Origin of the sequence: Pseudomonas nitroreducens, assembly GCF_024170165.1 — a bacterium.
Taxonomy (GTDB): domain Bacteria; phylum Pseudomonadota; class Gammaproteobacteria; order Pseudomonadales; family Pseudomonadaceae; genus Pseudomonas; species Pseudomonas nitroreducens_C.
In genome coordinates, this window is record NZ_JALJXP010000002.1 from 267753 (window position 1) to 289171 (window position 21419).

General features: G+C 64.8%; 20 protein-coding genes. 7 read left to right on the forward strand and 13 right to left on the reverse strand.

Annotated elements, in window-relative coordinates; translation table 11 throughout:
* Positions 1-46: 46 nt before the first annotated feature.
* Entirely contained in the window at positions 47-697 is a 651-nt protein-coding gene (erdR, locus tag J2T47_RS05525) for a response regulator transcription factor ErdR (protein WP_253443215.1), read from the reverse strand.
* Positions 698-962: 265 nt separating this feature from the next.
* Between erdR and J2T47_RS05530 the strand changes: the two genes are divergently transcribed.
* Positions 963-1847: a DMT family transporter gene (locus J2T47_RS05530; protein WP_253443217.1), complete on the forward strand. Its 885-nt coding sequence runs from the start codon at positions 963-965 to the stop codon at positions 1845-1847.
* Between the two features lie 147 nt (positions 1848-1994).
* Here J2T47_RS05530 and J2T47_RS05535 read toward each other — a convergent pair whose 3' ends face one another.
* Positions 1995-2711 carry a tRNA-uridine aminocarboxypropyltransferase gene (locus J2T47_RS05535; RefSeq protein WP_253443219.1) on the reverse strand — a complete coding sequence of 239 codons (717 nt, stop codon included), beginning with the start codon at positions 2709-2711 and terminating at the stop codon, positions 1995-1997.
* Between the two features lie 153 nt (positions 2712-2864).
* Positions 2865-4562 carry an OmpP1/FadL family transporter gene (locus J2T47_RS05540; RefSeq protein ID WP_253443221.1) on the reverse strand — a complete coding sequence of 566 codons (1698 nt, stop codon included), beginning with the start codon at positions 4560-4562 and terminating at the stop codon, positions 2865-2867.
* 331 nt (positions 4563-4893) lie between these two features.
* On the opposite strand from J2T47_RS05540, the gene J2T47_RS05545 reads away from it, so the two are divergent.
* Both J2T47_RS05545 and J2T47_RS05550 read left to right on the forward strand, forming a co-directional pair.
* A complete protein-coding gene (locus J2T47_RS05545; RefSeq protein WP_253443223.1) occupies positions 4894-5301 on the forward strand; it encodes a quorum-sensing-regulated virulence factor family protein in 408 nt (135 codons plus the stop codon).
* 9 nt (positions 5302-5310) lie between these two features.
* Entirely contained in the window at positions 5311-5526 is a 216-nt protein-coding gene (locus J2T47_RS05550) for a DUF3820 family protein (RefSeq protein WP_045210039.1), read from the forward strand.
* 40 nt (positions 5527-5566) lie between these two features.
* Here J2T47_RS05550 and J2T47_RS05555 read toward each other — a convergent pair whose 3' ends face one another.
* Entirely contained in the window at positions 5567-7972 is a 2406-nt protein-coding gene (locus J2T47_RS05555) for a xylulose 5-phosphate 3-epimerase (RefSeq protein WP_253443225.1), read from the reverse strand.
* A 125-nt stretch (positions 7973-8097) separates the two neighbouring features.
* Here J2T47_RS05555 and J2T47_RS05560 point away from each other — a divergent pair, with 125 nt between their 5' ends.
* Together J2T47_RS05560 and J2T47_RS05565 are read left to right on the forward strand one after the other, a co-directional pair.
* Positions 8098-9519 (forward strand): MBL fold metallo-hydrolase RNA specificity domain-containing protein, encoded by a 1422-nt coding sequence (locus J2T47_RS05560; RefSeq protein WP_253443227.1) that lies wholly within the window; start codon positions 8098-8100, stop codon positions 9517-9519.
* Between the two features lie 167 nt (positions 9520-9686).
* Positions 9687-10760, forward strand: a complete 1074-nt coding sequence (locus J2T47_RS05565) for an LOG family protein (protein WP_253443229.1) — start codon at positions 9687-9689, stop codon at positions 10758-10760.
* A 62-nt stretch (positions 10761-10822) separates the two neighbouring features.
* Here the strand turns inward: J2T47_RS05565 and recX are convergent, their stop codons facing one another.
* From recX to J2T47_RS05580, 3 genes are all read right to left on the reverse strand, one after another.
* The gene (recX, locus tag J2T47_RS05570; protein WP_253443231.1) at positions 10823-11287 is read right to left on the reverse strand and encodes a recombination regulator RecX; all 465 of its coding nucleotides are present in this window, start codon (positions 11285-11287) and stop codon (positions 10823-10825) included.
* Positions 11288-11292: 5 nt separating this feature from the next.
* The gene (gene recA / locus J2T47_RS05575) at positions 11293-12348 is read right to left on the reverse strand and encodes a recombinase RecA (RefSeq protein WP_081517917.1); all 1056 of its coding nucleotides are present in this window, start codon (positions 12346-12348) and stop codon (positions 11293-11295) included.
* Positions 12349-12433: 85 nt separating this feature from the next.
* The gene (locus J2T47_RS05580) at positions 12434-12946 is read right to left on the reverse strand and encodes a CinA family protein (protein WP_253443233.1); all 513 of its coding nucleotides are present in this window, start codon (positions 12944-12946) and stop codon (positions 12434-12436) included.
* 82 nt (positions 12947-13028) lie between these two features.
* Between J2T47_RS05580 and mutS the strand changes: the two genes are divergently transcribed.
* A complete protein-coding gene (gene mutS, locus J2T47_RS05585; protein WP_253443235.1) occupies positions 13029-15602 on the forward strand; it encodes a DNA mismatch repair protein MutS in 2574 nt (857 codons plus the stop codon).
* Between the two features lie 65 nt (positions 15603-15667).
* The gene (gene fdxA / locus J2T47_RS05590; RefSeq protein WP_192431870.1) at positions 15668-15991 is read left to right on the forward strand and encodes a ferredoxin FdxA; all 324 of its coding nucleotides are present in this window, start codon (positions 15668-15670) and stop codon (positions 15989-15991) included.
* 435 nt (positions 15992-16426) lie between these two features.
* Here fdxA and rpoS read toward each other — a convergent pair whose 3' ends face one another.
* The 6 genes from rpoS to ispF form a co-directional block, all read right to left on the reverse strand.
* Positions 16427-17431 (reverse strand): RNA polymerase sigma factor RpoS, encoded by a 1005-nt coding sequence (gene rpoS, locus J2T47_RS05595; RefSeq protein WP_045210031.1) that lies wholly within the window; start codon positions 17429-17431, stop codon positions 16427-16429.
* Between the two features lie 95 nt (positions 17432-17526).
* Entirely contained in the window at positions 17527-18375 is an 849-nt protein-coding gene (locus J2T47_RS05600) for a peptidoglycan DD-metalloendopeptidase family protein (protein WP_437180953.1), read from the reverse strand.
* Positions 18376-18448: 73 nt separating this feature from the next.
* Positions 18449-19084, reverse strand: a complete 636-nt coding sequence (locus J2T47_RS05605; RefSeq protein WP_253443798.1) for a protein-L-isoaspartate(D-aspartate) O-methyltransferase — start codon at positions 19082-19084, stop codon at positions 18449-18451.
* A gap of 25 nt (positions 19085-19109) precedes the next feature.
* Positions 19110-19868, reverse strand: a complete 759-nt coding sequence (gene surE, locus J2T47_RS05610; protein WP_253443239.1) for a 5'/3'-nucleotidase SurE — start codon at positions 19866-19868, stop codon at positions 19110-19112.
* A complete protein-coding gene (gene truD, locus J2T47_RS05615) occupies positions 19856-20914 on the reverse strand; it encodes a tRNA pseudouridine(13) synthase TruD (RefSeq protein ID WP_253443241.1) in 1059 nt (352 codons plus the stop codon). Before truD ends, surE begins: the two co-directional genes overlap by 13 nt.
* Positions 20911-21384, reverse strand: a complete 474-nt coding sequence (gene ispF / locus J2T47_RS05620; protein ID WP_253443243.1) for a 2-C-methyl-D-erythritol 2,4-cyclodiphosphate synthase — start codon at positions 21382-21384, stop codon at positions 20911-20913. Before ispF ends, truD begins: the two co-directional genes overlap by 4 nt.
* Positions 21385-21419: the final 35 nt, after the last annotated feature.

The window sequence follows — 21419 nt, forward strand, 5'->3', positions numbered from 1 at the left end:
GGCCATTACAGAATGTGACGGCCTCAGCGCCGGGATGTGAGGGGCCTCAGACCCCCGGGACCGACTCCATCTGCGCCAGCAACAGCGCCGCCTGGGTACGCGTGCGCACGTTCAGCTTGCGGAAGATCGCAGTCACGTGGGCCTTCACGGTGGCTTCGGAGACGCTCAGCTCGAAGGCGATCTGCTTGTTCAGCAGGCCTTCGCAGACCATGGTCAGCACGCGGAACTGCTGCGGCGTGAGGCTGGCCAGGCCGGCGCTGGCGGCACGCACGTCGTCACTCATCTCGGTCACGGCGTCCACCTGCGGCGGCCACCAGACATCACCATCGAGCACCGCACGCACGGCCTGCTGCAGCACGCTCAGTTCGCTGGATTTGGGGATGAAGCCGCTGGCGCCGAACTCGCGGGAGCGCTGCACCACGGCGGCGTCCTCCTGGGCCGACACCATCACCACCGGAATCTGCGGGTACTGCCCGCGCAGCAGCACCAACCCGGAGAAGCCATAGGCGCCGGGCATGTTCAGGTCCAGCAGCACCAGGTCCCAGTCGGCCTTCTCGTTCAGGCGCGTCTCCAGCTCCGCGATACTCGCTGCCTCCGACAGCCGCGCCTCGGGGCCGAGACCGATGGTCAGGGCCTGGTGCAGGGCACTGCGGAACAGCGGGTGATCGTCAGCGATCAGGATCTCGTAGGAAGCCATGAATTTTCCTTGAAGGCCGCGCCGAAGCCCCGCCGTGGATAACAGCCAGACTTGCGCAGGAAAGGTCGGAGCACGGGTAGAGCACTACTTGTCACATTGTACGCAAAGAGCGGCTTCGCTGTCCGCCGCGAATACGTCCCTCGCAGTACATGCACAATGGCCTGAAAGCCCCTGCCACTGTGCCCGCCGGGAACCCTCTCCCCTTTCCAAAGGCCCGGCGTTACGGCAGAGTTCCGCTTTTTTTCCTGCCCGTTACGAGAACAAGATGAAAAGCCATGCGCTGCGCGCCGATTTCCTGATGCTGTTCACCGCGATGATCTGGGGGGTCTCCTTCGTCGCGCAACGCCTCGGGATGGATGCCATCGGTCCCTTCCTCTATACCGGCCTGCGCTTCACCCTCGGCGCCGTGGCACTGCTGCCACTGCTGGCCTGGTCGAGCAAGCGCGGCGCCCAGCCGTTCAACCGCGGCCTGATCCTGGCCGGCCTGGCCATCGGCACCGCGCTGACCGTGGGGATCAACCTGCAACAGGTCGGCCTGATGTTCACCAGCGTGACCAACTCCGGCTTCATCACCGGCCTGTACGTCATCATCGTGCCGCTGCTCGGCCTGCTGATCGGCCATCGCGCCGGCATGGGCACCTGGATCGGCGCCGCCCTGGCGGTCACTGGCATGGCCATGCTGAGCATCGGCCCGGACTTCCACGTCGCCTCCGGTGACTGGCTGCAGCTGACCGGCGCCTTCGTCTGGGGTGGCCACGTGCTGCTGGTCGGCCTGTTCGCCAGCCGCTACGACCCGATCCGCCTGGCCTTCCTGCAGTTCGCCACCTGCGCCGTGGTGAGCATGATCCTGGCGCTGGTGTTCGAAGAGATCCACCTCGACGCCATCATCCAGGCCGGCCCTGCCCTGCTCTACGGCGGCCTGTTCGGCGTCGCCACCGGCTTCACCCTGCAGGTCATCGCGCAGAAGCACGCCATCGCCTCCCACGCGGCGATCATCCTCTCGCTGGAAGCCGTGTTCGCCGCCATCGCCGGCGCGCTGTTCCTCAACGAAACTCTGCATGTACGCGGCTACTTCGGCTGCGCGCTGATGCTTGCCGGCATGCTGGTCGCTCAGCTGTGGCCGAAGAAGGCCACGGCGACGGCGGCCTGATCGCCTTCGATTCCGGAGCGATGCTGTTCGCGAGCAAGCATGTATCGGAGCTTCATTCGTAGGATGGCGTGGAGCGCAGCGATAACCATCGCTTCTGGCATCAGCAGCATGGGTATCGCCTAGCCTCCACCCATCCTACGGTTCAGCTCAGCGCTGGGTAAACGGCCGCAACGCCTGATGCGCCGGGCTCTGCTCGTCCAGCGGCTGCTGGCGTTTGGAGCCCAGGTAGCGCTCGCTGAACACATCCAGATAGGCGTCCAGCGCATCTCCCGCACGGCGGTCACCGGCCAGGCCCAGGCACAGCGCGGCCACCTCGGCGGTGCACAGGTGCTCGTCGAACTTGGAGCGGCGCAGGCGATAGCGTGACAGCGCGTCGGGAGTGATGCTCAGGACCGGGAAGCGATCCAGATAAGGGCTCTTGCGGAACATCTTGCGCGCTTCGTTCCAGGTGGCGTCGAGCAGGATGAACAGCGGACGCTTGCCGTCCTGCGGCTCCACCGTGGTGACCACGCGCTCGGGCTGGACGAACTCCCCGGGGAACACCACGTAGGGCTGCCACTGCGGATCGTCGAGCAACGCCAGCAGCGCCGGGTCGACCTCGATGCGCGACCAGCCGAAGGCCCAGGTCTCGGGCACGGTTTCGGCGATCAGCCAGCCGGTGTTGCTGGGCTTGAGCGGCTCGGTGTCGAACATCACCAGGCACATCGCCGAGCTGGACTCGACCTGCGGGCGCAGGCTGCACATGCAGTAGTTCGGGCGCAGGCGGCAACCGGGGCAGCGCGGCGAGCGCGAGCCACGGGCAAAGAACGGCTTGAGGCAGCGGGCCAGGCGTTCGTCACGAAGGCGGGCGACGGCGTGGCTCATGCTGCAGCCACCGGGATGAGGAGAAGCGGACGGGACATCGAAAGCTCGAACGGGACGACGGTTGCGGACCGCCGATTGTACCAGAGCTGCCGCCCGCCTCCCTGCGAGCGGCGCGGTGGCTTTCAAAGTAAGTAGCTTGGAGATATGCGGCCTTCAGAAGCTGTGGTTGAGTGCCAGGCCGATGAACTGGATCTGCTGCTTGTATTCCCCCTTGTAGTTGCCTCCGTTGCCGGTACAGCGCACGCCGCTGTCGACGTAGAGACCACCGGAGCCGGGCGCCCAGCCGGCCGGCGAGCAGCCGTCGGCGTAGTCCATCTTGCCGCTGTCGAACTTCACGAAGCTGTAGGCCAGGTCCACCGAGGTGTCCTTGGTGAAGTGGTAATTGGCGCCCAGCGACAGCCACTTACGGTTGGCGTCGGGGAAGGCCGGGTGGCGCAGGCCGTCGCCGCTCACCGGGGTCTTGTCGTAGGCGATGCCGCTGCGCAGCAGCAGGTCGTCATTGAACTGGTAGTTCATCCCCAGGGAGACCTTGTAGGTGTTCTTCCAGTCCTGCTTGACGCTCAAGTCACCCTCGTTGACGCCGTTGAAGTAGGGGTAGCCCTGCACCTGGTCGATGCCGATATCCACCGAATCCAGCCGCGAATGGCGCGTCCAGGTCACGTCGGCCATCAGCGCGACCTTGTCGTTGAGCTGGTGGAACCCGTTGATGGAGAGCGACTCGGGCGTGTCGATGGTGACCTTGGCATCGGAGTTGGGGTGCAGCCGGGTAGCCGCAAACTGGCCGGGATTGACCCACTGGTCCGGGTCGAACAGTTGCTGAATGGCATCCTTGGGCGGCAGTTCGATGATGCCCAGGTCCAGGCCGCCGCTGAGATCGGTGTCCGGCGACGGCACCGTGCCCTGCACGTCGGAAAAGCTCCACTTGGTCTTGCCTTCCAGCTCGTGCTTGATCCGCGAGCGGTAAGCGATGCCAAAGCGCGTACGCTCGGTGGGCTCCCACAGGTAGCCGAAGTTCCAGCCGTAGCCCCAGTCATCGCCCTTCACGCGGAAGTAGCCGTCGCCCTGGACGTTGTCGGAGAAGTTCTTCGCCACGCAGTCGACGAAGGCGTCGCCGTTCTGGCCGTTACAACTGGTCACCTCCTCCGGCACCTGCACCCCGTAGACCAGCGGGATCACCGCCTGCCCCAGCGGCGAGGCGGCCAGTTCGGTGACGTCCTGGTTCTCCTTGACGAACTGCCCGGCCAGTTGCCGCGAGGCGCCCTTCACGTCGGCGGCGCCACGCTGGATGGAGCGTATGTACTGGGCCGAAACACCGAAGCCGACGCTGTGGTGCTCGTTGAGGCGAAAGGAAATGCTCGGGTTGAAGGTGACGGTTTCCAGCGAGGCCGACTGGATGCCGTAGCGGCCGCTCCAGTCCTTTTCGTAGTCCAGCTTGGCGCCGTAGGGCGTGAAGATCCCCAGGCCGATGTTGATGGTGTCGTTCACCTGGTGGGAAAAGTAGAAGTTCGGCGCGGCGGCCGCGTCCGGCAGGTAGGAACCGGCGTCGCCATCGCCCTCGCCGGTGCGGTTGCCGAACACGTCGGTGGAGCCGTCGTCATCGTACTCGCCCTTGGGCAGCAGGATGGTCAGGCCGCCGGTAACCTGGTTACCCGGCAGGCGGGCCATGCCGGCGGGATTGTAGAAGATGGTCGAGGCGTCAGCCGCTTCGGCGCCGTTGGCATGAGCGGTGCCCTGGGCGGACACCGACTGTGAGCCGAAGTGATAGCCGGACGCCTCGGCCTGTTGTGCGGGAACCGCGATCAGGCACCAGGATCCCAGGGCTAGCGGCCAGGGGCGCAATATTCTTGTCATTGTTCTTCTCCTGCGATGGGATGATTCGCCCGACGCATCGGCAAGAGTCCGCCCTACCGCAGAAGCAGCATGAAAATGGCACCGCCTTGCGCGGCGGCTGGACCTCCCGATGGTCGACCCTCCCGCTCGGAGGGCAGAGGTTGTGACCGGAGAGTTGCGCAAAGCTCCCCCCATCCTTTGACGGGGTTGGCCGCCTGGCGGCTCTCCCTGGGGCCCGAGGTAACAGTTCCTCGGCATGCGCGCCGTTTTAAGGGACAATAGGCGGCTTGAATGACCGTCGAACCCGGAAGGCTCGCCACGGTCGAATCGGCACCATTGTCAGGAGATGCCCATGCTGCGCCTCACCGCCCTCGCCCTCTGCCTCGTCATTCCCGTCGCGCAAGCCGCATCGAAGAAGGACTTCGAACTGACCCAGACCCTGGAAAAGGTCGCCAAGGAAAGCAGCGAAGGCACCCCGCGCGCGATCAACGAGGACATCCTCGACCAGGGCTACACCGTCGAAGGGCCGCAGCTGATCAACCACCTCAGCGTGCGCGCCAGCCATGCCGAGCGCATGCGCGAGAACCCCGACAGCGTGCGCAGCCAGCTGGGTGACAGCGTGTGCAGCAACACCGCCTACCGCCAGTTGCTGGCCGAGGGGGCGATCCTCACTTACAGCTTCACCGAGTACAAGACCAACGCCCCGGTCGCCACCGAGCGTTTCGACGCCGGCAGCTGCAAGATCAAGCTGAAGAAATAAGCCGCCCCCATGCTCGACAAGGAAATGCTGCTGAAGATCGCGCGTACGCCGATGCCCTTCGGCAAGTACCAGGGTCGCATGCTGGTGGACCTGCCTGACGAGTACCTGCTGTGGTTCCACAAAAAGGGGCAGTTTCCGGCCGGCGAATTGGGCCGGCTGATGCAGCTGACCCTGGAACTGAAGATCGATGGCCTGGACGACCTGATCAAAGCGCTCAAGCGCTGAGGCCCGCGCAACCGCCCTGTGGCGGTTGCGCCAGCGCTCGTCAGCGCAGCACGGCGGGGTTTTCCTTGCCGGCCACCGCCGCCGCTTCGTCCGGCGCCAGCAAGGCGCTACGCGGCACATCCAGCAATCGCGCGCAGGCCGCCAGCACGTGGGCCCAGCTGCAGCGGTTGGCAAACAGCATGCCCGCCTCGTCCAGCGTACCGCCCTGGTTGCGATAGCCCAGCACCGCCGTCTTCAAGGCGTCCGGCAGGATCGGCCATAGGTGCCCGCGCGCCACTTCCGGACGCATGTGAGTGAGCAGCACGCGGCACTGGTAATGGTCAGGGAACAAACGCATGGCCACGGACTCATCCGTCAGCGCCTGCAACTCCCAGCTGTCACGCGGCGCGCGGAAGCGCCCCGGCTCCTGCAGATAGACCAACCGATACGGATAACCGGCCTCCTCCAGGCGCAACGCGGCGCGACGCATCTCGGCCAGCTGGTAGCTGCCGCTGGCAATCAGCAGCAGCGGTTCGGCGCCGGGGTGTTCGTCCATCAGGATCGCGCCATCGCGGGCCAACTGTTCCGCCTGGGCCTGGTTGAACACGGCCGGACGCTCGCGTTTGGGTGCCACGATGCAGGCCAGTTGCCCGCGACTGCGGTAGATGTCCGGCAGCAGGGCCAGGTGACTGTTGTGGTCGGCCGGGAAAACCACCCGAACCATGTCGCTCATCTCGCCCAGCAGCGCCTCGCAGAAGGTGGTGTCCTGGTGCGACTGCTGGTTCTTGCCGTTCTCCCAGGTATGCGAAGTAGCCACCAGCGGCCAGCCGAGCCAGCCCGCCGGACGCCCGACCTCCTTCTGCTGGCGGGCAAAGATCAGCGTCTGGCGCACGGCCCCGAGCATCTTCACGCAGAAAGCTTCGTAACTGGCCACCAGGTTCAGCCCGCCCTGATTGGCCAGGCAGGCGGACACAACCGCCTCCTCGTTGAGCGCGGTGATGATCCGGCCATCCACGGCCTCCAGATCGCTTTCCGGCTCGCTCACCCGGTGCCGCAGCGCCTTGAGCACGCCGCCCAGGCGGTTGCTCGCCAGCTCGTCCGGGTTGCCGACGCGGGCGCGCAGGTCCGGGTTGGCGCCACACAGGTCGACAAAGAAGCGATCCAGCGCGGCCATGGGTGAGCACTCGTCATTGCGGTAATGCAACGGCGGTATCGAGGGTTCGATGGGGCGCCGCACGGCTAGCGGGTTGTCCCGCTCCAGCACCCGGCCGCTGCGCGCCGCAGCGAACAGGGCGCAGGCCTCGGCGAGCTCCTCCGGCTCGACCCAGAGCGGCGCCGCATGCTGGTTGAACAGGTCGCGCGTCTCGGCGTCCACGCTGGGGTTGCCCGGCAACGGCAGGTTGTGCGCGGCGTTGCTGCCGGCACCGAAGAAGCCATAGCCCTTGGTCGTTTCGGCAATGCCGTAGGGAATCGGCAGCGGATAGCGCAGGATGCCGCGCTCCTTTTCGTCGACCCGGTGTTGCAGGCGCTCTTCCATTTCCCACAGGGCGCAGACGAATGCCGCCGGGTCACGCCCATCGAAACTGATCGGGTCGAAGCCACAACGCCGCAGGTGCAGCTTGAAGCCCTCCAGTCCTTCGTGGGTGCCCAGGTCGGTGCGCTGCTCGATGCGCCGGCCGTTGGCGATCATCACCGGCAGCGCCGCGCCGCAATCCTCGGCGCGCCACCAGCGGGGAATCCAGTCGCTGCCGCGCTGCTCTTCGGCGGCGCCGTCGGAGAGGAAGGCCACCAGGGTCTCGCCCGGCAACGGCATGTGCGCATACATCAGCTCGGCGAAACCCAGGTAGCCGCCTTCGGCGATGCCGCCCGCGGTGTGCGGATTGACATGGCTGCCCAACGGCGCGGCGACCTTGCCTTCCGCTGTCTGGACGTAGCTGTAGAAGTCCTGCACCAGCCGATCCAGCCCAGCTTCGCCGTCCGCGTAGGCAGCGGCCTGTTCAGGGTGCAGGTTGCCAATGAGCACGTTGAGCGCATCGATTGCCGCCACGCAATGCCCTTGCCCCATCAGCCAGCCGCGGGTCTTGCCGCTCAGGGCATTCAGCGCCAGATAACCGGCGTAGGCCGGCACCATGTTCAGCGCGCCGCCGGTGTGCCCTTCAGGCTGCGCCTTGAAGTCCTCGGCCTGCAGGGGCGCGCCATCGAGCCGGACCCGCCTGGCATAAGTCATGTGCGCCACCAGCCAGAGACCGGCGCAGGCCAGCCGGTCCAGCGCACCGAATAGCCGGTAGACAGCGGCCAGATCAGGCTGCAGGCCGTACTGGACCAATTGATGAGCGACACGAAAGACCGCCGCCTGGGTCTGCGGGCTATGCTGAAGCGGTCCACGGCCTTGCCGCCAACGGGCAAATTCCGGCTCGGCTGCCGCGTGGCTGTCGAGTTCCTCGGGACTGGGCAGTATCTGTGGCATCTCGGCTCTCCCTTGGCTTTGCAGGAAAGTCTAGGTCGCCACGGATCGGACCGGCGCTGACATGTATCAACGAGCGCCCCGACCATTCGAGCAAGGCTGAAAGAGAATTCCGACAAGGAGACGACATGGCGCTTCTCACCTTCATCGGCGCGATCCAGGAAGTCACCGGTTCCTGCTACCTCCTGGAAACCCGCGACGGCGTCCGCGTGCTGCTCGAATGCGGCATGCGCCAGGGGCGCGCCGGCAACAAGGGTACCCGCGACAACGAGGCGAGCAACCGCACGCCCTTCCCCTTCGACCCGAAGGAACTGGATGCCGTCGTCCTCTCCCACGCCCACCTGGACCACAGCGGCCTGCTGCCGCGCCTGGCGAAGGAGGGCTACAAGGGACCGATCTATGCGACCGAATCCTGCTGTGACCTGCTGGAGCTGATGCTGATGGACTCGGCGCACCTCCAGGAAAAAGACGCCGAGTGGGAAAACAAGTGGCGCGCCCGCCTGGGCAAGCCCCCGGTCAAACCGCTGTACACCGTCGAGGATGCTTCCCGCGCCCTCAACCAGCGCCGCCGCGTCAGCTACGGCAGCACCGTGGACGTGGCGCGCGGTATCCGCGTGACCTTCCACAACGCCGGGCACATCCTCGGTTCGGCCATCGTCGAGCTGGAAATCCATGAATTCGGCTCGACCCGCCGCCTGGTGTTCTCCGGCGACCTGGGCAGCACCTGCTCGCCACTGATGCGCACGCCGACGCCACTGACTCGCGCCGATGTGCTGCTGCTCGAATCCACCTACGGCGACCGCGACCACCGCGACGCCAACGAAACCCTGCTGGAACTGGCCGGCATCCTGCAGCGCGCGCAGAACGAAGGCGGCAACGTGCTGATCCCGTCCTTCGCCGTGGGACGCACTCAGGACCTGATCTACTACCTGGGCCGTTTCTACCAGGAAGGCCGCCTGCCTCAGCAGGTCGTCTACCTCGACAGCCCGATGGCGGCGCGGGCCAACAGCATCTACCTGCAGCACATCGGCGAAATCGCCGACGTCGACCGCGAGTACATGCGCGGCACCGGTACGGCCAAGGTCGGCGAGTGGCTGCCGATCCTGAAGACGACCCAAAGCGCTGACGAGTCCATGGCGCTGAATCGCATCAAGAGCGGCGCCATCATCATCGCCGGCAGCGGCATGTGCACCGGAGGACGCATCGTCCATCACCTCAAGCACAACCTCTGGCGCGAGGAATGCCACATCGTCTTCCCCGGCTTCCAGGCCAAGGGAACATTAGGACGCGCCATCGTCGACGGTGCCGAAACAGTGCGCATTCTGCGCCAGCGGATCAGCGTCAAGGCACAGATTCACACCCTCGGCGGGTTCTCCGCCCATGCGGGACAATCACAATTAATTCAGTGGGTTGGCCACTTCGAGAACAAACCCGAGCTATACCTGATACATGGCGAGCGGGAAAAGATGGATGCACTCAAGGGTGCACTCCAGGATCGCCTGAACTGGACGGCCAACATTCCGGAGCCCGGAGACCGGATCGCCATCTGAAATCGGGGCCTCACCGACTGTCACACCCCGCGTGCCAGACTGGGCAGGCCTCCTGCTGAACCCTGTGCATGTGGCGTAGCGCCGCTGCGTAACCGCCAGAGCCGCCTTGCGTGGCCGGCGCCGCCCATGGACAGGCGATCAGGGGTTGATGAACAAGGAGTATCAACATGCCCTATGAGCCCGACGACTACCTCTCCAGGCACTTCCAGACCAGCGGCACCGATCTCGCGCAGAAGATCGAGGAGCTGGCCGAACTGGCCGCCCCCGGCAATAGCCTGAACCTGCCGCTGTACCGCGAGATGCTCACCACCGTGGCCCGCATGGCCCAGGCCGACCGCAACCGCTGGGACGCCAAGATCATGCTGCAGACCCTGCGCGAAATGGAGCACGCCTTCAGCACCCTGGAGCAGTTCAAGCGTCGCCGCAAAGTCACGGTGTTCGGCTCGGCCCGCACGCCAGTCGACCACCCCGTCTACGCCCTGGCCCGCGAGCTGGGCGAAACCCTGGCCCGCTACGACCTGATGGTCATCACCGGCGCTGGCGGCGGCATCATGGCCGCGGCCCACGAAGGCGCCGGACTGGAAAACAGCCTTGGCTTCAATATCACCCTACCCTTCGAGCAGCACGCCAACCGCACCGTGGACGGCACCAGCAATCTGCTGTCCTTCCACTTCTTCTTCCTGCGCAAACTGTTCTTCGTCAAGGAAGCCGATGCCCTGGTGCTCTGCCCCGGCGGTTTCGGCACACTGGATGAAGCGCTGGAAGTGCTGACCCTGATCCAGACCGGCAAGAGCCCGCTGGTCCCCGTGGTCCTGCTCGACCAGCCAGGCGGTCACTACTGGGATCACGCCCTGGAATTCATCAAGGAGCAACTGGAGGACAACGGCTACATCCTGCCCAGCGACATGAGTTTGATGACGCTGGTGCATACCGCCGAGGAAGCCGCCGAGGAGATCGCCCAGTTCTACAGCAACTTCCACTCCAGCCGCTGGCTCAAGGATCGCTTCGTGATCCGCCTGAACCACCCGCTGAGCGTGCGCGCCCTGCAATTGCTGGAGCGTGAGTTCGGCAACCTGTGCGTCAGCGGCGGTTTCCACCAGCAGCCCTACAGCGAGTCAGAATTGGACGAGCCGGAGTTCGCCCACCTCACCCGTCTGGCCTTTGCTTTCAACGGCCGCGCCCAGGGACGCCTGCGGGAGCTGCTGAATTTCATCAACCAGCCGGAGAACTGGGAACGCTGAACTCCATAGCTGTTTCCAGAGCCAGGAAACAAAAAAGGCACCCGATTGGGTGCCTTTTTCATTCAGTCATCCGAGCGCCGACCACTGAGAAGCCGGCTGATGGCTTCCATCGAGTAGCCCCGATAGCTGAGGAACCTGCCCTGCTGGGCTCGCTCGCGGGCGTCCTGCGGCAGCCCGGCGAACTTGCGGCGCCAGACCTCACGCAGGTTTTCGTTCCAATCGACATCCGACTCGCTCAACGCACCGTCGATCTCGCCACGGGGCAAACCACGCTGGGCCAGCTCCTCGCGAATCCGCACCGGACCGTAACCGGCCCGCGCACGGCTGGCGATGTAGCTTTCCAGGTAGCGGCTTTCGTTGAGCAACCCCTCCTCGGCCAGACGGTCGAGGGCGGGGTCGATCAGGTCCTGCGTGGCGCCGCGCTGCCGCAGCTTGCGTGAGAGCTCCGCCCGGCCGTGCTCGCGTCTGGCCAGCAGGTCCATGGCAACCCGCCGCACCGCGACGGGGTTATCGAGCTCGACGGCCATCGCTATCAGTAGTCGGCTTCAGCTTCTGCTTCGGCTTCCGCCGCAGCGAGCTCGGCCTTGGTCGGCGGAGTCTGCTTGGACAGCAGCTGGTCACGGATGGCCTTGTCCAGGGTGGTGCAGACCTCGGCGTTATCTTCCAGGAACTTGGCGGCGTTCGCCTTGCCCTGGCCGATCTTGCTGCCCTGGTAGCTGTACCAGGCGCCGGATTTCTCGATCAGGCCCAGTTGCACGCCCAGGTCGATGATCTCGCCAGTGCGGTAGATGCCGCGGCCGTACATGATCTGGAACTCGGCCTGACGGAATGGCGGAGCAACCTTGTTCTTCACGACCTTGACGCGGGTTTCGCTGCCGACCACCTCGTCGCCTTCCTTCACCGCGCCGGTACGGCGGATGTCGAGACGGACGGAGGAGTAAAACTTCAGCGCGTTACCACCGGTGGTGGTTTCCGGGTTGCCGAACATCACGCCGATCTTCATGCGGATCTGGTTGATGAAGATGACCAGGCAGTTGGCGTTCTTGATGTTGCCGGTGATCTTGCGCAGCGCCTGGGACATCAGACGGGCCTGCAGGCCGACGTGCTGATCGCCCATCTCGCCTTCGATTTCGGCCTTGGGTACCAGGGCCGCTACGGAGTCGACGATGATCACGTCAACGGCATTGGAGCGCACCAGCATGTCGGTGATTTCCAGGGCCTGTTCGCCGGTGTCCGGCTGGGAAACCAGCAGGTCGTCGACGTTGACGCCTAGCTTGCCGGCGTAGTCCGGGTCCAGCGCGTGCTCGGCGTCGACGAAGGCGCAGGTGGCGCCGATCTTCTGTGCCTGGGCAATGACCGACAGGGTCAGCGTGGTCTTACCCGAGGATTCCGGACCGTAGATCTCGACGATACGGCCACGCGGCAGACCGCCGATGCCCAGCGCGATGTCCAGGCCCAGCGAGCCGGTGGAGATGGCAGGGATGGCCTGGCGCTCATGGTCGCCCATGCGCATGACCGCGCCTTTGCCGAATTGGCGTTCGATCTGTCCCAGGGCCGCGGCCAGGGCGCGCTTCTTGTTGTCGTCCATTGAAGTCCTCGCGAAGTCAGGCGGCCGGGCGGCCACGAACAACTGTATAAGTAGCCAGTATTATTCCACAGGGCAAGCCGCTCGCCTACCCCTGAAGCGGATTTTCCCCGTCCGCCAGTCGCAACAGCCCTTCCAGAGCGGTCGCCACGGTCTGCCGACGCACAGCTTCCCGATCGCCGGCATACAGGCGGCGTTCGCTGAACACCTGTTCGCCTTTCCTCCACGCCAGCCAGACAGTGCCCACGGGCTTCTCGGCAGAACCACCATCCGGCCCGGCAATACCGCTGACCGCTACGGCGATATCCGCCCCGCTTCGCGGCAAGGCACCGGCGACCATCGCCTCGACCACTTCGCGGCTCACCGCGCCCACCTGGGTGAACAACTCGGTCGGTACATCCAGCTGACGGGTCTTCTGGCTGTTGGAGTAGGTGACGTAGCCCGCCTCGAACCAGGCGGAGCTTCCGGCAATACGGGTGATCGCCTCGGCGATGCCGCCACCGGTACAGGATTCAGCCGTGGTGACGCGCAGCTTGCCGGCAGCCAGCCTCCCTCCAAGTCGAGAAGAGAGTTCTGTAATAAAGGAATCGGTAACGTGCACAGTGCGCTCCGGGGTTAAAGAAGGACAGGCGGATACCGTACACTAGGCGCTTTTGCATGTTGAAGCCGGACAGCCAGAAGCCATGAGTCAGAGCGACCTCTCCGCCCACACACCGATGATGCAGCAGTACTGGAGGCTGAAGAACCAGCACCCGGACCAACTGATGTTCTACCGCATGGGCGACTTCTACGAGCTGTTCTACGAGGACGCCAAGAAGGCCGCCAAGCTGCTGGACATCACCCTGACAGCGCGCGGCCAGTCCGCCGGCAACTCCATCCCCATGGCCGGCATTCCCTTCCATTCCGCCGAAGGCTACCTGGCCAAGCTGGTGAAGCTCGGCGAGTCGGTGGTGATCTGCGAACAGATCGGCGACCCGGCCACCAGCAAGGGCCCGGTGGAACGCCAGGTCGTGCGCATCCTCACCCCCGGCACCGTGAGTGACGAAGCACTGCTCGACGAGCGCCGCGACAACCTGATCGCCGCCGTGCTGGGCGACGAGCGCCTGTTCGGCCTGGCCGTGCTGGACATCACCAGCGGCCGCTTCAACGTCCAGGAAATCAAGGGCTGGGAAACCCTGCTGGCCGAACTGGAGCGTCTGAACCCCGCAGAGCTGCTGATCCCCGACGACTGGCCCCAGGGCCTGCCAGCGGAGAAGCGCCGCGGCGCGCACCGCCGCGCCCCCTGGGACTTCGATCGCGACTCGGCAAAGAAGGGCCTGTGCCAGCAGTTCGGCGTGCAGGACCTCAAGGGCTTTGGCTGCCAAGAACTGACCCTGGCCATCGGCGCCGCGGGCTGCCTGCTGACTTACGCCAAGGAAACCCAGCGCACCGCCCTGCCGCACCTGCGCAGCCTGCGTCATGAGCGCATCGACGACACTGTGATCCTCGATGGCGCCAGCCGCCGCAACCTGGAGCTGGACACCAACCTCGCCGGCGGCCGCGACAACACCCTGCAGTCGGTGGTCGACCGTTGCCAGACCGCCATGGGCAGCCGCCTGCTGACCCGCTGGCTGAACCGCCCGCTGCGTGACCGCGCCGTGCTGGAAGCGCGCCAGGAGTCCATTGCCTGCCTGCTGGAGCGCTACCGCTTCGAAATCCTGCAGCCGCAGCTGAAGGAAATCGGCGACGTCGAGCGTATCCTCGCCCGAATCGGCCTGCGCAACGCCCGTCCGCGCGACCTCGCCCGCCTGCGCGACGCCCTCGCCGCCCTGCCGCAACTGCAGAGCGGCATGACCGAGCTGGAAGCCCCGCACCTGGGCGAACTGGCCGTCAGCATCCGCACCTACCCGGAACTGGCCGACCTGTTGGCCCGTGCGGTGATCGAGAACCCACCCGCCGTGATCCGCGATGGCGGCGTCATCGCCCGTGGCTACGACGCCGAGCTGGACGAGCTGCAGATGCTCAGCGAGAACGCCGGCCAGTACCTGATGGACCTGGAGACTCGCGAAAAGGCCCGCACCGGCCTGCCGAACCTGAAGGTCGGCTACAACCGCATCCACGGCTACTACATCGAACTCCCCCGCGTGCAGGCCGAACAGGCACCGGCGGACTACATCCGCCGCCAGACCCTGAAGGGCGCCGAGCGCTTCATCACGCCGGAACTGAAGGCCTTCGAGGACAAGGCGCTGTCGGCCCAGAGCCGAGCCCTCGCCCGCGAGAAGCAGCTTTACGAAGAACTGCTGGAGCTGCTGATCGGCCAACTGGCGCCGCTGCAGGACACCGCTGCCGCCCTGGCCGAACTGGACGTCCTGTCCAACCTCGCCGAGCGTGCGCTGAACCTCGATCTGAACCGTCCGCGCTTCGTCGAAGAGTCCGGCATCCTCATCGAGCAGGGCCGCCATCCGGTGGTCGAGCAGGTGCTGGATACGCCCTTCGTCGCCAACGACCTCAACCTCGACGAAGATACCCGCATGCTGGTGATTACCGGCCCGAACATGGGCGGTAAATCGACCTATATGCGGCAAACGGCGTTGATCGTGCTACTAGCACACATCGGCAGTTTCGTCCCGGCCGCACGCTGTGAACTGTCACTCGTGGACCGCATCTTCACCCGCATCGGCTCCTCCGACGACCTCGCTGGCGGTCGCTCCACCTTCATGGTGGAGATGAGCGAAACCGCGAACATCCTGCACAACGCCAGCGACCGCAGCCTGGTGCTGATGGACGAAGTGGGCCGAGGCACCAGCACCTTCGACGGCCTGTCGCTGGCCTGGTCCGCTGCCGAACACCTGGCCAAGCTGCGCGCTTTCACCCTGTTCGCGACTCACTATTTCGAGCTGACCGTGCTGCCCGAAAGCGAACCGGCGGTGGCCAACGTCCACCTGAACGCCACCGAGCACAACGAGCGCATCGTGTTCCTGCACCACGTGCTGCCCGGCCCGGCCAGCCAGAGTTACGGCCTGGCGGTTGCACAATTGGCCGGCGTACCGGGTGCGGTCATTCAGCGCGCCCGTGAGCATCTGTCGCGCCTGGAAACCACCAGCCTGCCCCACGAAGCACCACGCTCGATCGACCCGAAAAGCCCGGCGCCACTGCAAAGCGACCTGTTCGCCAGCCTGCCGCACCCCATCGTCGAAGAGCTGATGCGCGTCAGCCCCGATGACCTGACACCGCGTCAAGCTCTCGAATTGTTATATGCATGGAAGATGCGGGTCTGACGGACCGCTGGACAAGCTGCTAGAATCGCGCGCGCTTAGCCGCCCGCCTGAGGAGAGAATTAGAAATGACCTTCGTCGTCATCGACAACTGCATCAAGTGCAAATACACCGACTGCGTGGAAGTATGCCCGGTGGACTGCTTCTACGAAGGCCCGAACTTCCTGGTCATCCACCCGGATGAGTGCATCGACTGCGCCCTGTGCGAACCGGAGTGCCCGGCACAGGCGATCTTCTCCGAGGACGAAGTCCCGGATGGCATGCAGGAGTTCATCGAGCTGAACAAGGATCTGGCCGATGTCTGGCCGAACATCACCGAGAAGAAGGACTCCCTGCCGGACGCTGAAGAGTGGGACGGCAAGCCGAACAAGCTGCAGTACCTGGAGCGCTGATCCGCGCCTCCAGCAAAAACAGAAAAGGCCCGCCGAGTGCGGGCCTTTCTGCATCTGGGGCATCACTTTTCTGCGGGCAAAAAAAAGGGGCGGGATAACCCGCCCACTCTTTCTTCCCTTTTTCATCATCCTGATGAACCGCATCCTGCGGTGGGTCCTGACCGACATCCTTACCGGCCTGCGTCTTTCCGTGTACGCAGGGGTGATATTACCCACCCACCGAAACGCGGCAACTGGGACACTTCCGCACATCCACCACCGCCAGCGCCCAATAATCAAAATAAAGTACTTAAAAAACAATAAGATAAGAAAAATAGACGTCAGGACTGGCGACACTTCAAGCTGAACACTCACACACTGTGTAAGCGAATGCTTACATCGCGACGCATAAAAAAGCCCGGAATCATCCGGGCTTTTTCGTTGTCGGCCTGAACGCTACTGGAACAGCGCGTCACTCGACAGGCCGTTCTTCTCGAGGATCTCGCGCAGTCGCTTGAGGGCCTCGACCTGAATCTGCCGAACCCGCTCGCGGGTCAGGCCGATTTCCTGGCCGACTTCCTCCAGGGTGCTGCTTTCATGGCCGCGCAGGCCGAAGCGGCGAATCACCACCTCACGCTGCTTGTCGGTGAGTTCCGACAGCCACAGGTCGATGCTCTCGCTGAGGTCGTCGTCCTGCAGCAGTTCGCAGGGATCGGTGGGACGGTCGTCGGTCAGGGTATCGAGCAGGGTCTTGTCCGAATCCGGGCCGAGGGAAACATCCACCGAAGTGACCCGCTCGTTCAGACCGAGCATCCGCTTGACCTCTTCCACCGGCTTCTCGAGCAGGTTGGCGATTTCCTCGGGCGACGGCTCGTGGTCCAGCTTGTGGGTCAGCTCGCGAGCGGCCCGCAGGTAGACGTTGAGTTCCTTCACCACATGGATCGGCAAGCGAATGGTGCGGGTCTGGTTCATGATGGCCCGTTCGATGGTCTGACGAATCCACCAGGTCGCATAGGTGGAGAAGCGGAAGCCACGCTCGGGATCGAATTTCTCCACCGCGCGGATCAGCCCGAGGTTGCCCTCTTCGATCAGGTCGAGCAGGGAAAGGCCGCGATTGACGTAACGTCGCGCGATCTTCACCACCAGACGCAGGTTGCTTTCGATCATTCGCCGCCGGCCGGCCGGGTCACCCTTCTGCGCGAGGCGCGCAAAATGGACTTCCTCTTCCGGAGTCAGGAGCGGCGAGAAACCGATTTCATTCAGATACAGCTGGGTCGCGTCGAGCGCGCGGCTGTAGTCGATGTGCTTGTGTTGCTTGAGAGACGAGAGAGAGGTGGCTTTAGGAGTGACTCGAAGCGATACCTGCTCTTCGGCAAATGACTCTTCGAGGATGATGCCAGGCTCCAGGAGGAGCACTTCATCATCGACGTCAAACTCCGGCCCTTCTTTTTTAAGTGCCATGTCGTTATCCCTTGCTGAGTTCGACAACAAGCCCGGGTGCGTCCATATCCTTAGGACACCTGGGCCCGCTCACCCACGCAGGGGAACAGCAAGCATCAACGACTTGGCAGGTATTGCAGCGGATCTACAGGTTTACCCTGGCGGCGAATCTCGAAGTGCAGCTTCACCCGGTCGGTCCCTGTGGAGCCCATCTCGGCAATGTTCTGCCCGACTTTGACCTGTTGCCCTTCCCGCACCAGCAACCTGCGGTTGTGACCGTAGGCGCTTACGTAGGTATCGCTGTGCTTGATGATCACGAGTTCGCCGTAGCCCCGCAAACCACTACCGGCATACACCACCGTGCCATTAGACGCAGCCAGGACAGGCTGGCCCAATTGCCCGCCTATATCAATCCCTTTATTCAAACTGCCGTTTGATGCAAAACGCCCAATAAGCGTGCCATTGGTCGGCCAAATCCACCCCCCCGGAGCGCCCCCTGCGACCGCCGGAGTTCCGCCGCTGGCGGGAGGCTGCGCAGGAGTCGTGACGGCAGGAGTGGTCGGTTTGCTGGCGGCTGCCGGGGTAGATGTCGGTTTGTTGACAACCACCGGCGCGACAGGCGTCGTATTTTTTGCGACAGACGGCGCTGCCGACGAGCCACCATCGAAGCGGATGGCCTGACCCGGGCGAATGGTGTACGGCGCGGAAATGTTGTTGCGTGCGGCCAGGGCTTTCCAGTCCCAGCCGTAGCGGAAGGCGATGGAATACAGCGTGTCACCGGGACGCACCACGTACTGGCCGCTGGTGACAGTCGGCTTCTGCGGGGCGTTGCGGTCCACCACGGTCGTGGTGCTGCGCGAAGTCGAAGAACAGGCCGCCAGCAGCGAGCAGACGACGATGGCCAGCAAAGCGTGGCCCAGGCCCTTGATCCAGTTCCGTTGACACAGGGTCGCTGTCAAGCTCACCCATCCCCCTTATCCATGAATTGACGTCCAGCCTCACTGGCCGGCAGTTACCGCAGCCTTGACCGGCTTGCTCTCAGCCTAGCGGACCGTTGAGCAGCGGGACGAAGCGTACGGAATCCAGCACCTGGCGCTGGAAGCCATCCTCGGTACGGACGATCAGCATCAGTTGCTGCACCTCGCCGCCACCGACCGGAATCACCAGCCGCCCTCCGGGCGCCAACTGGTCCAGCAATGCTTGCGGGACTTCGGCCGCTGCGGCGGTAACGATGATGCCGTTGTAAGGCGCCAGGGCCGACCAGCCTTCCCAGCCATCCCCCCAACGAAAGACAACATTTCTCAGGTTTAGCTCCGCAAGTCGCTCCTTGGCGCGGTCCTGCAGCGCCTGGATGCGCTCGACGGAGAATACCCGCTCCACCAGTTGCGACAGCACGGCCGTCTGGTAACCGGAGCCCGTGCCGATCTCCAGCACCTTGTCCAGCGGGCCGGCGGCCAGCAGCAACTCGGTCATCCGCGCCACCATGAAGGGCTGCGAGATGGTCTGGTTGTGCCCGATGGGCAGCGCGGTGTCTTCGTAGGCGCGGTGCGACAGCGCCTCGTCGACGAACAGGTGCCGTGGTGTACGACGGATCACTTCCAGCACGCGGGCGTTGGACAGGCCCTCTTCGTACAGACGCTGGATCAGGCGCTCGCGGGTGCGCTGGGACGTCATGCCGATCCCGCCGCGACGCGACAATTCATTGGCCATGGTCGAGCCCTCCGAGCCAGTCGCCAAGGACATTGAACGCCTCCCGGAAGGTCCGGTCCATCTGCAGCGGCGTGATCGACACGTAGCCCTGCATGACCGCATGGAAATCGGTGCCCTCGCCGCCATCCTCGGCATCGCCGGCAGCGGCAATCCAGTAGCCTTCCTTGCCGCGCGGGTTGACCACCTTGACCGGCGGCTTGGCGCGGGCGCGATGGCCCAGACGGGTCATCTGGATGCCCTTGATGCGCTCCAGCGGCAGGTTGGGAATGTTCACGTTGAGCACCGTACGCGGCGGCAGCTCGAGCTTCTCGTGGGATTCCACCAGCAGGCGGGCGAAGTGCATGGCCGCCGGCAGGTTGTCCGTCAGGCGCGAGCACAGCGAGAAGGCGAAGGCCGGGCGGGACAGGAAACGCCCCTCCAGGGCCGCTGCCACGGTGCCCGAATAAAGCACGTCGTCGCCCAGATTGGCGCCGAGGTTGATGCCCGAGACGACCATCTCCGGCACTTCTTCGAGCAGGCCGTTGAGCCCCAGGTGCACGCAGTCGGTCGGGGTGCCGTTGAGGCTGATGAATCCATTGCCCAGGCGATGGGGATGCAGCGGCCGATCCAGCGTCAGCGAACTGCTCGCTCCGCTACGATCGGCTTCCGGGGCGATCACGATGCAGTCCGCATAGTCGGACAGCGCGTCGTGAAGCGCGGCGATACCGGGTGCAGTGACCCCGTCGTCGTTGGCAATCAATATGCGCATGGGCTTTCCGTCTGCCCTGCCGGCACGAGGTCGATCAGCTCGCGCACTACCACGGTGGCGAAGCAGCCTGCCGGCAGGACGAATTCCAGTTGCAGAATGTCAGGGGCGGGATAATGCCATGTAAGGCCGGGGATGGGGAGGCGCAGAATGCGCCGTTCGTGCGCCATGTCCGCACTGGCAAGCCACTGGCAAAGCGCCATCTCCGCCTGTTGTACGCTGCTTTCGATCTCTCCGGGCCGGTTCGTCGCCGGTGAATCGCCCTCGCCCCACATCGGCCCAGTGGGGTGCAGGTCGAGTGCGCCGAGACGCGGGTCGGAGCATTCCGCTTCGCCAGCGGGGAAGAAGCTGCGGCTGTCGGTGAACGCCAGCAAGTCGCCGACCAGCGCCTGGCTCCAGCTGCCTTCCGCGACGCGGCGGGCCAGCACCTGGTTGAAGACGTAGCTGCGCGCGGCCGAAAGCAGGCGCGAACGGATGTTGCGATGCTCCGGCAGCTTGCCGCGCTCGGCGCAGCCGCGGGCATCGAAGACGTTGCCGCCGTCGTGGCCGAAGCGCTGGGTGCCGAAGTAGTTCGGCACGCCCTGGGCAACGATGGTCTTCAATCGCGCTTCGAGTTGCTCGCGATCCGCCTGCAGTTCGGTCAGGCGCAAGGTGAAGCCATTGGCCGAGTGCGCGCCGCGTTGCAGTTTGCGGCGATGGCGATTGCGCTCGAGGATGCGCAGGCTTTCGCCCTCGGCGGCAGACAGGTCCGGATCGGACTTGCCCGGCAGGTGCAGGCTGAACCACTGGCGGGTCAGTGCCTGGCGATCCTTGAGGCCGGCGTAGCTGATCATCTTTACCGGCACGCCGGCGGCACGGGCCAGGCGGCGGGCAGCTTCCTCGGTGTTCAGGCCGCGCTTCTCGACCCACAGCCAGAGGTGCTCGCCGTCGCCGGAGAGCGGGATGTCCAGCACTTCGTCGACCTGGAAGTCTTCCGCCACGGCCTTGAGCACGGCACTTCCGCAGGCGTCGCCATGGGCGCGCGGGCCCAGCAGTTCCAGCTCGGTCATGCGCGAACCAGCAGGGCGACGGCGTGCACCGCGATGCCCTCTTCACGGCCGGTGAAGCCGAGCTTCTCGGTGGTGGTGGCCTTGACGTTGACCTGGTCCAGTTCGACCTTCAGGTCGGCGGCAATGCTCTCGCGCATGCTCTGGATGTGCGGCGCCATCTTCGGCGCCTGGGCGACGATAGTGGTGTCGACGTTCTCCACCTTCCAGCCCTTGGCTTGCACCAGGCTCAGCACGTGACGCAGCAGCGCGCGGCTGTCGGCGCCCTTGAACTGCGGGTCGGTGTCGGGGAAGTGCTTGCCGATGTCGCCCAGCGCGCAGGCGCCCAGCAGGGCATCGGAAAGCGCGTGCAGCAGCACGTCGCCGTCGGAGTGGGCGATGAGCCCGAACTGGTGAGGAATACGCACGCCGCCGAGGGTGATGAAGTCGCCCTCGCCGAAGCGGTGCACGTCGTAGCCATGTCCGATACGCATGAAAAAACGCCCTGTAGATGTCAGGGCGTCGATTC

Excerpts from the sequence above, each read along its gene's own strand:
- J2T47_RS05555 (WP_253443225.1), bottom strand. The coding sequence starts at position 7,972 with ATGCCACAGATACTGCCCAGTCCCGAGGAACTCGACAGCCACGCGGCA.
- J2T47_RS05565 (WP_253443229.1), top strand. The coding sequence starts at position 9,687 with ATGCCCTATGAGCCCGACGACTACCTCTCCAGGCACTTCCAGACCAGC.
- J2T47_RS05545 (WP_253443223.1), top strand. The coding sequence starts at position 4,894 with ATGCTGCGCCTCACCGCCCTCGCCCTCTGCCTCGTCATTCCCGTCGCG.
- J2T47_RS05540 (WP_253443221.1), bottom strand. The coding sequence starts at position 4,562 with ATGACAAGAATATTGCGCCCCTGGCCGCTAGCCCTGGGATCCTGGTGC.
- rpoS (WP_045210031.1), bottom strand. The coding sequence starts at position 17,431 with ATGGCACTTAAAAAAGAAGGGCCGGAGTTTGACGTCGATGATGAAGTG.
- J2T47_RS05550 (WP_045210039.1), top strand. The coding sequence starts at position 5,311 with ATGCTCGACAAGGAAATGCTGCTGAAGATCGCGCGTACGCCGATGCCC.
- J2T47_RS05560 (WP_253443227.1), top strand. The coding sequence starts at position 8,098 with ATGGCGCTTCTCACCTTCATCGGCGCGATCCAGGAAGTCACCGGTTCC.
- truD (WP_253443241.1), bottom strand. The coding sequence starts at position 20,914 with ATGACCGAGCTGGAACTGCTGGGCCCGCGCGCCCATGGCGACGCCTGC.
- recX (WP_253443231.1), bottom strand. The coding sequence starts at position 11,287 with ATGGCCGTCGAGCTCGATAACCCCGTCGCGGTGCGGCGGGTTGCCATG.
- erdR (WP_253443215.1), bottom strand. The coding sequence starts at position 697 with ATGGCTTCCTACGAGATCCTGATCGCTGACGATCACCCGCTGTTCCGC.
- J2T47_RS05530 (WP_253443217.1), top strand. The coding sequence starts at position 963 with ATGAAAAGCCATGCGCTGCGCGCCGATTTCCTGATGCTGTTCACCGCG.
- ispF (WP_253443243.1), bottom strand. The coding sequence starts at position 21,384 with ATGCGTATCGGACATGGCTACGACGTGCACCGCTTCGGCGAGGGCGAC.
- mutS (WP_253443235.1), top strand. The coding sequence starts at position 13,029 with ATGAGTCAGAGCGACCTCTCCGCCCACACACCGATGATGCAGCAGTAC.
- J2T47_RS05535 (WP_253443219.1), bottom strand. The coding sequence starts at position 2,711 with ATGAGCCACGCCGTCGCCCGCCTTCGTGACGAACGCCTGGCCCGCTGC.
- J2T47_RS05605 (WP_253443798.1), bottom strand. The coding sequence starts at position 19,084 with ATGACGTCCCAGCGCACCCGCGAGCGCCTGATCCAGCGTCTGTACGAA.
- fdxA (WP_192431870.1), top strand. The coding sequence starts at position 15,668 with ATGACCTTCGTCGTCATCGACAACTGCATCAAGTGCAAATACACCGAC.
- surE (WP_253443239.1), bottom strand. The coding sequence starts at position 19,868 with ATGCGCATATTGATTGCCAACGACGACGGGGTCACTGCACCCGGTATC.
- recA (WP_081517917.1), bottom strand. The coding sequence starts at position 12,348 with ATGGACGACAACAAGAAGCGCGCCCTGGCCGCGGCCCTGGGACAGATC.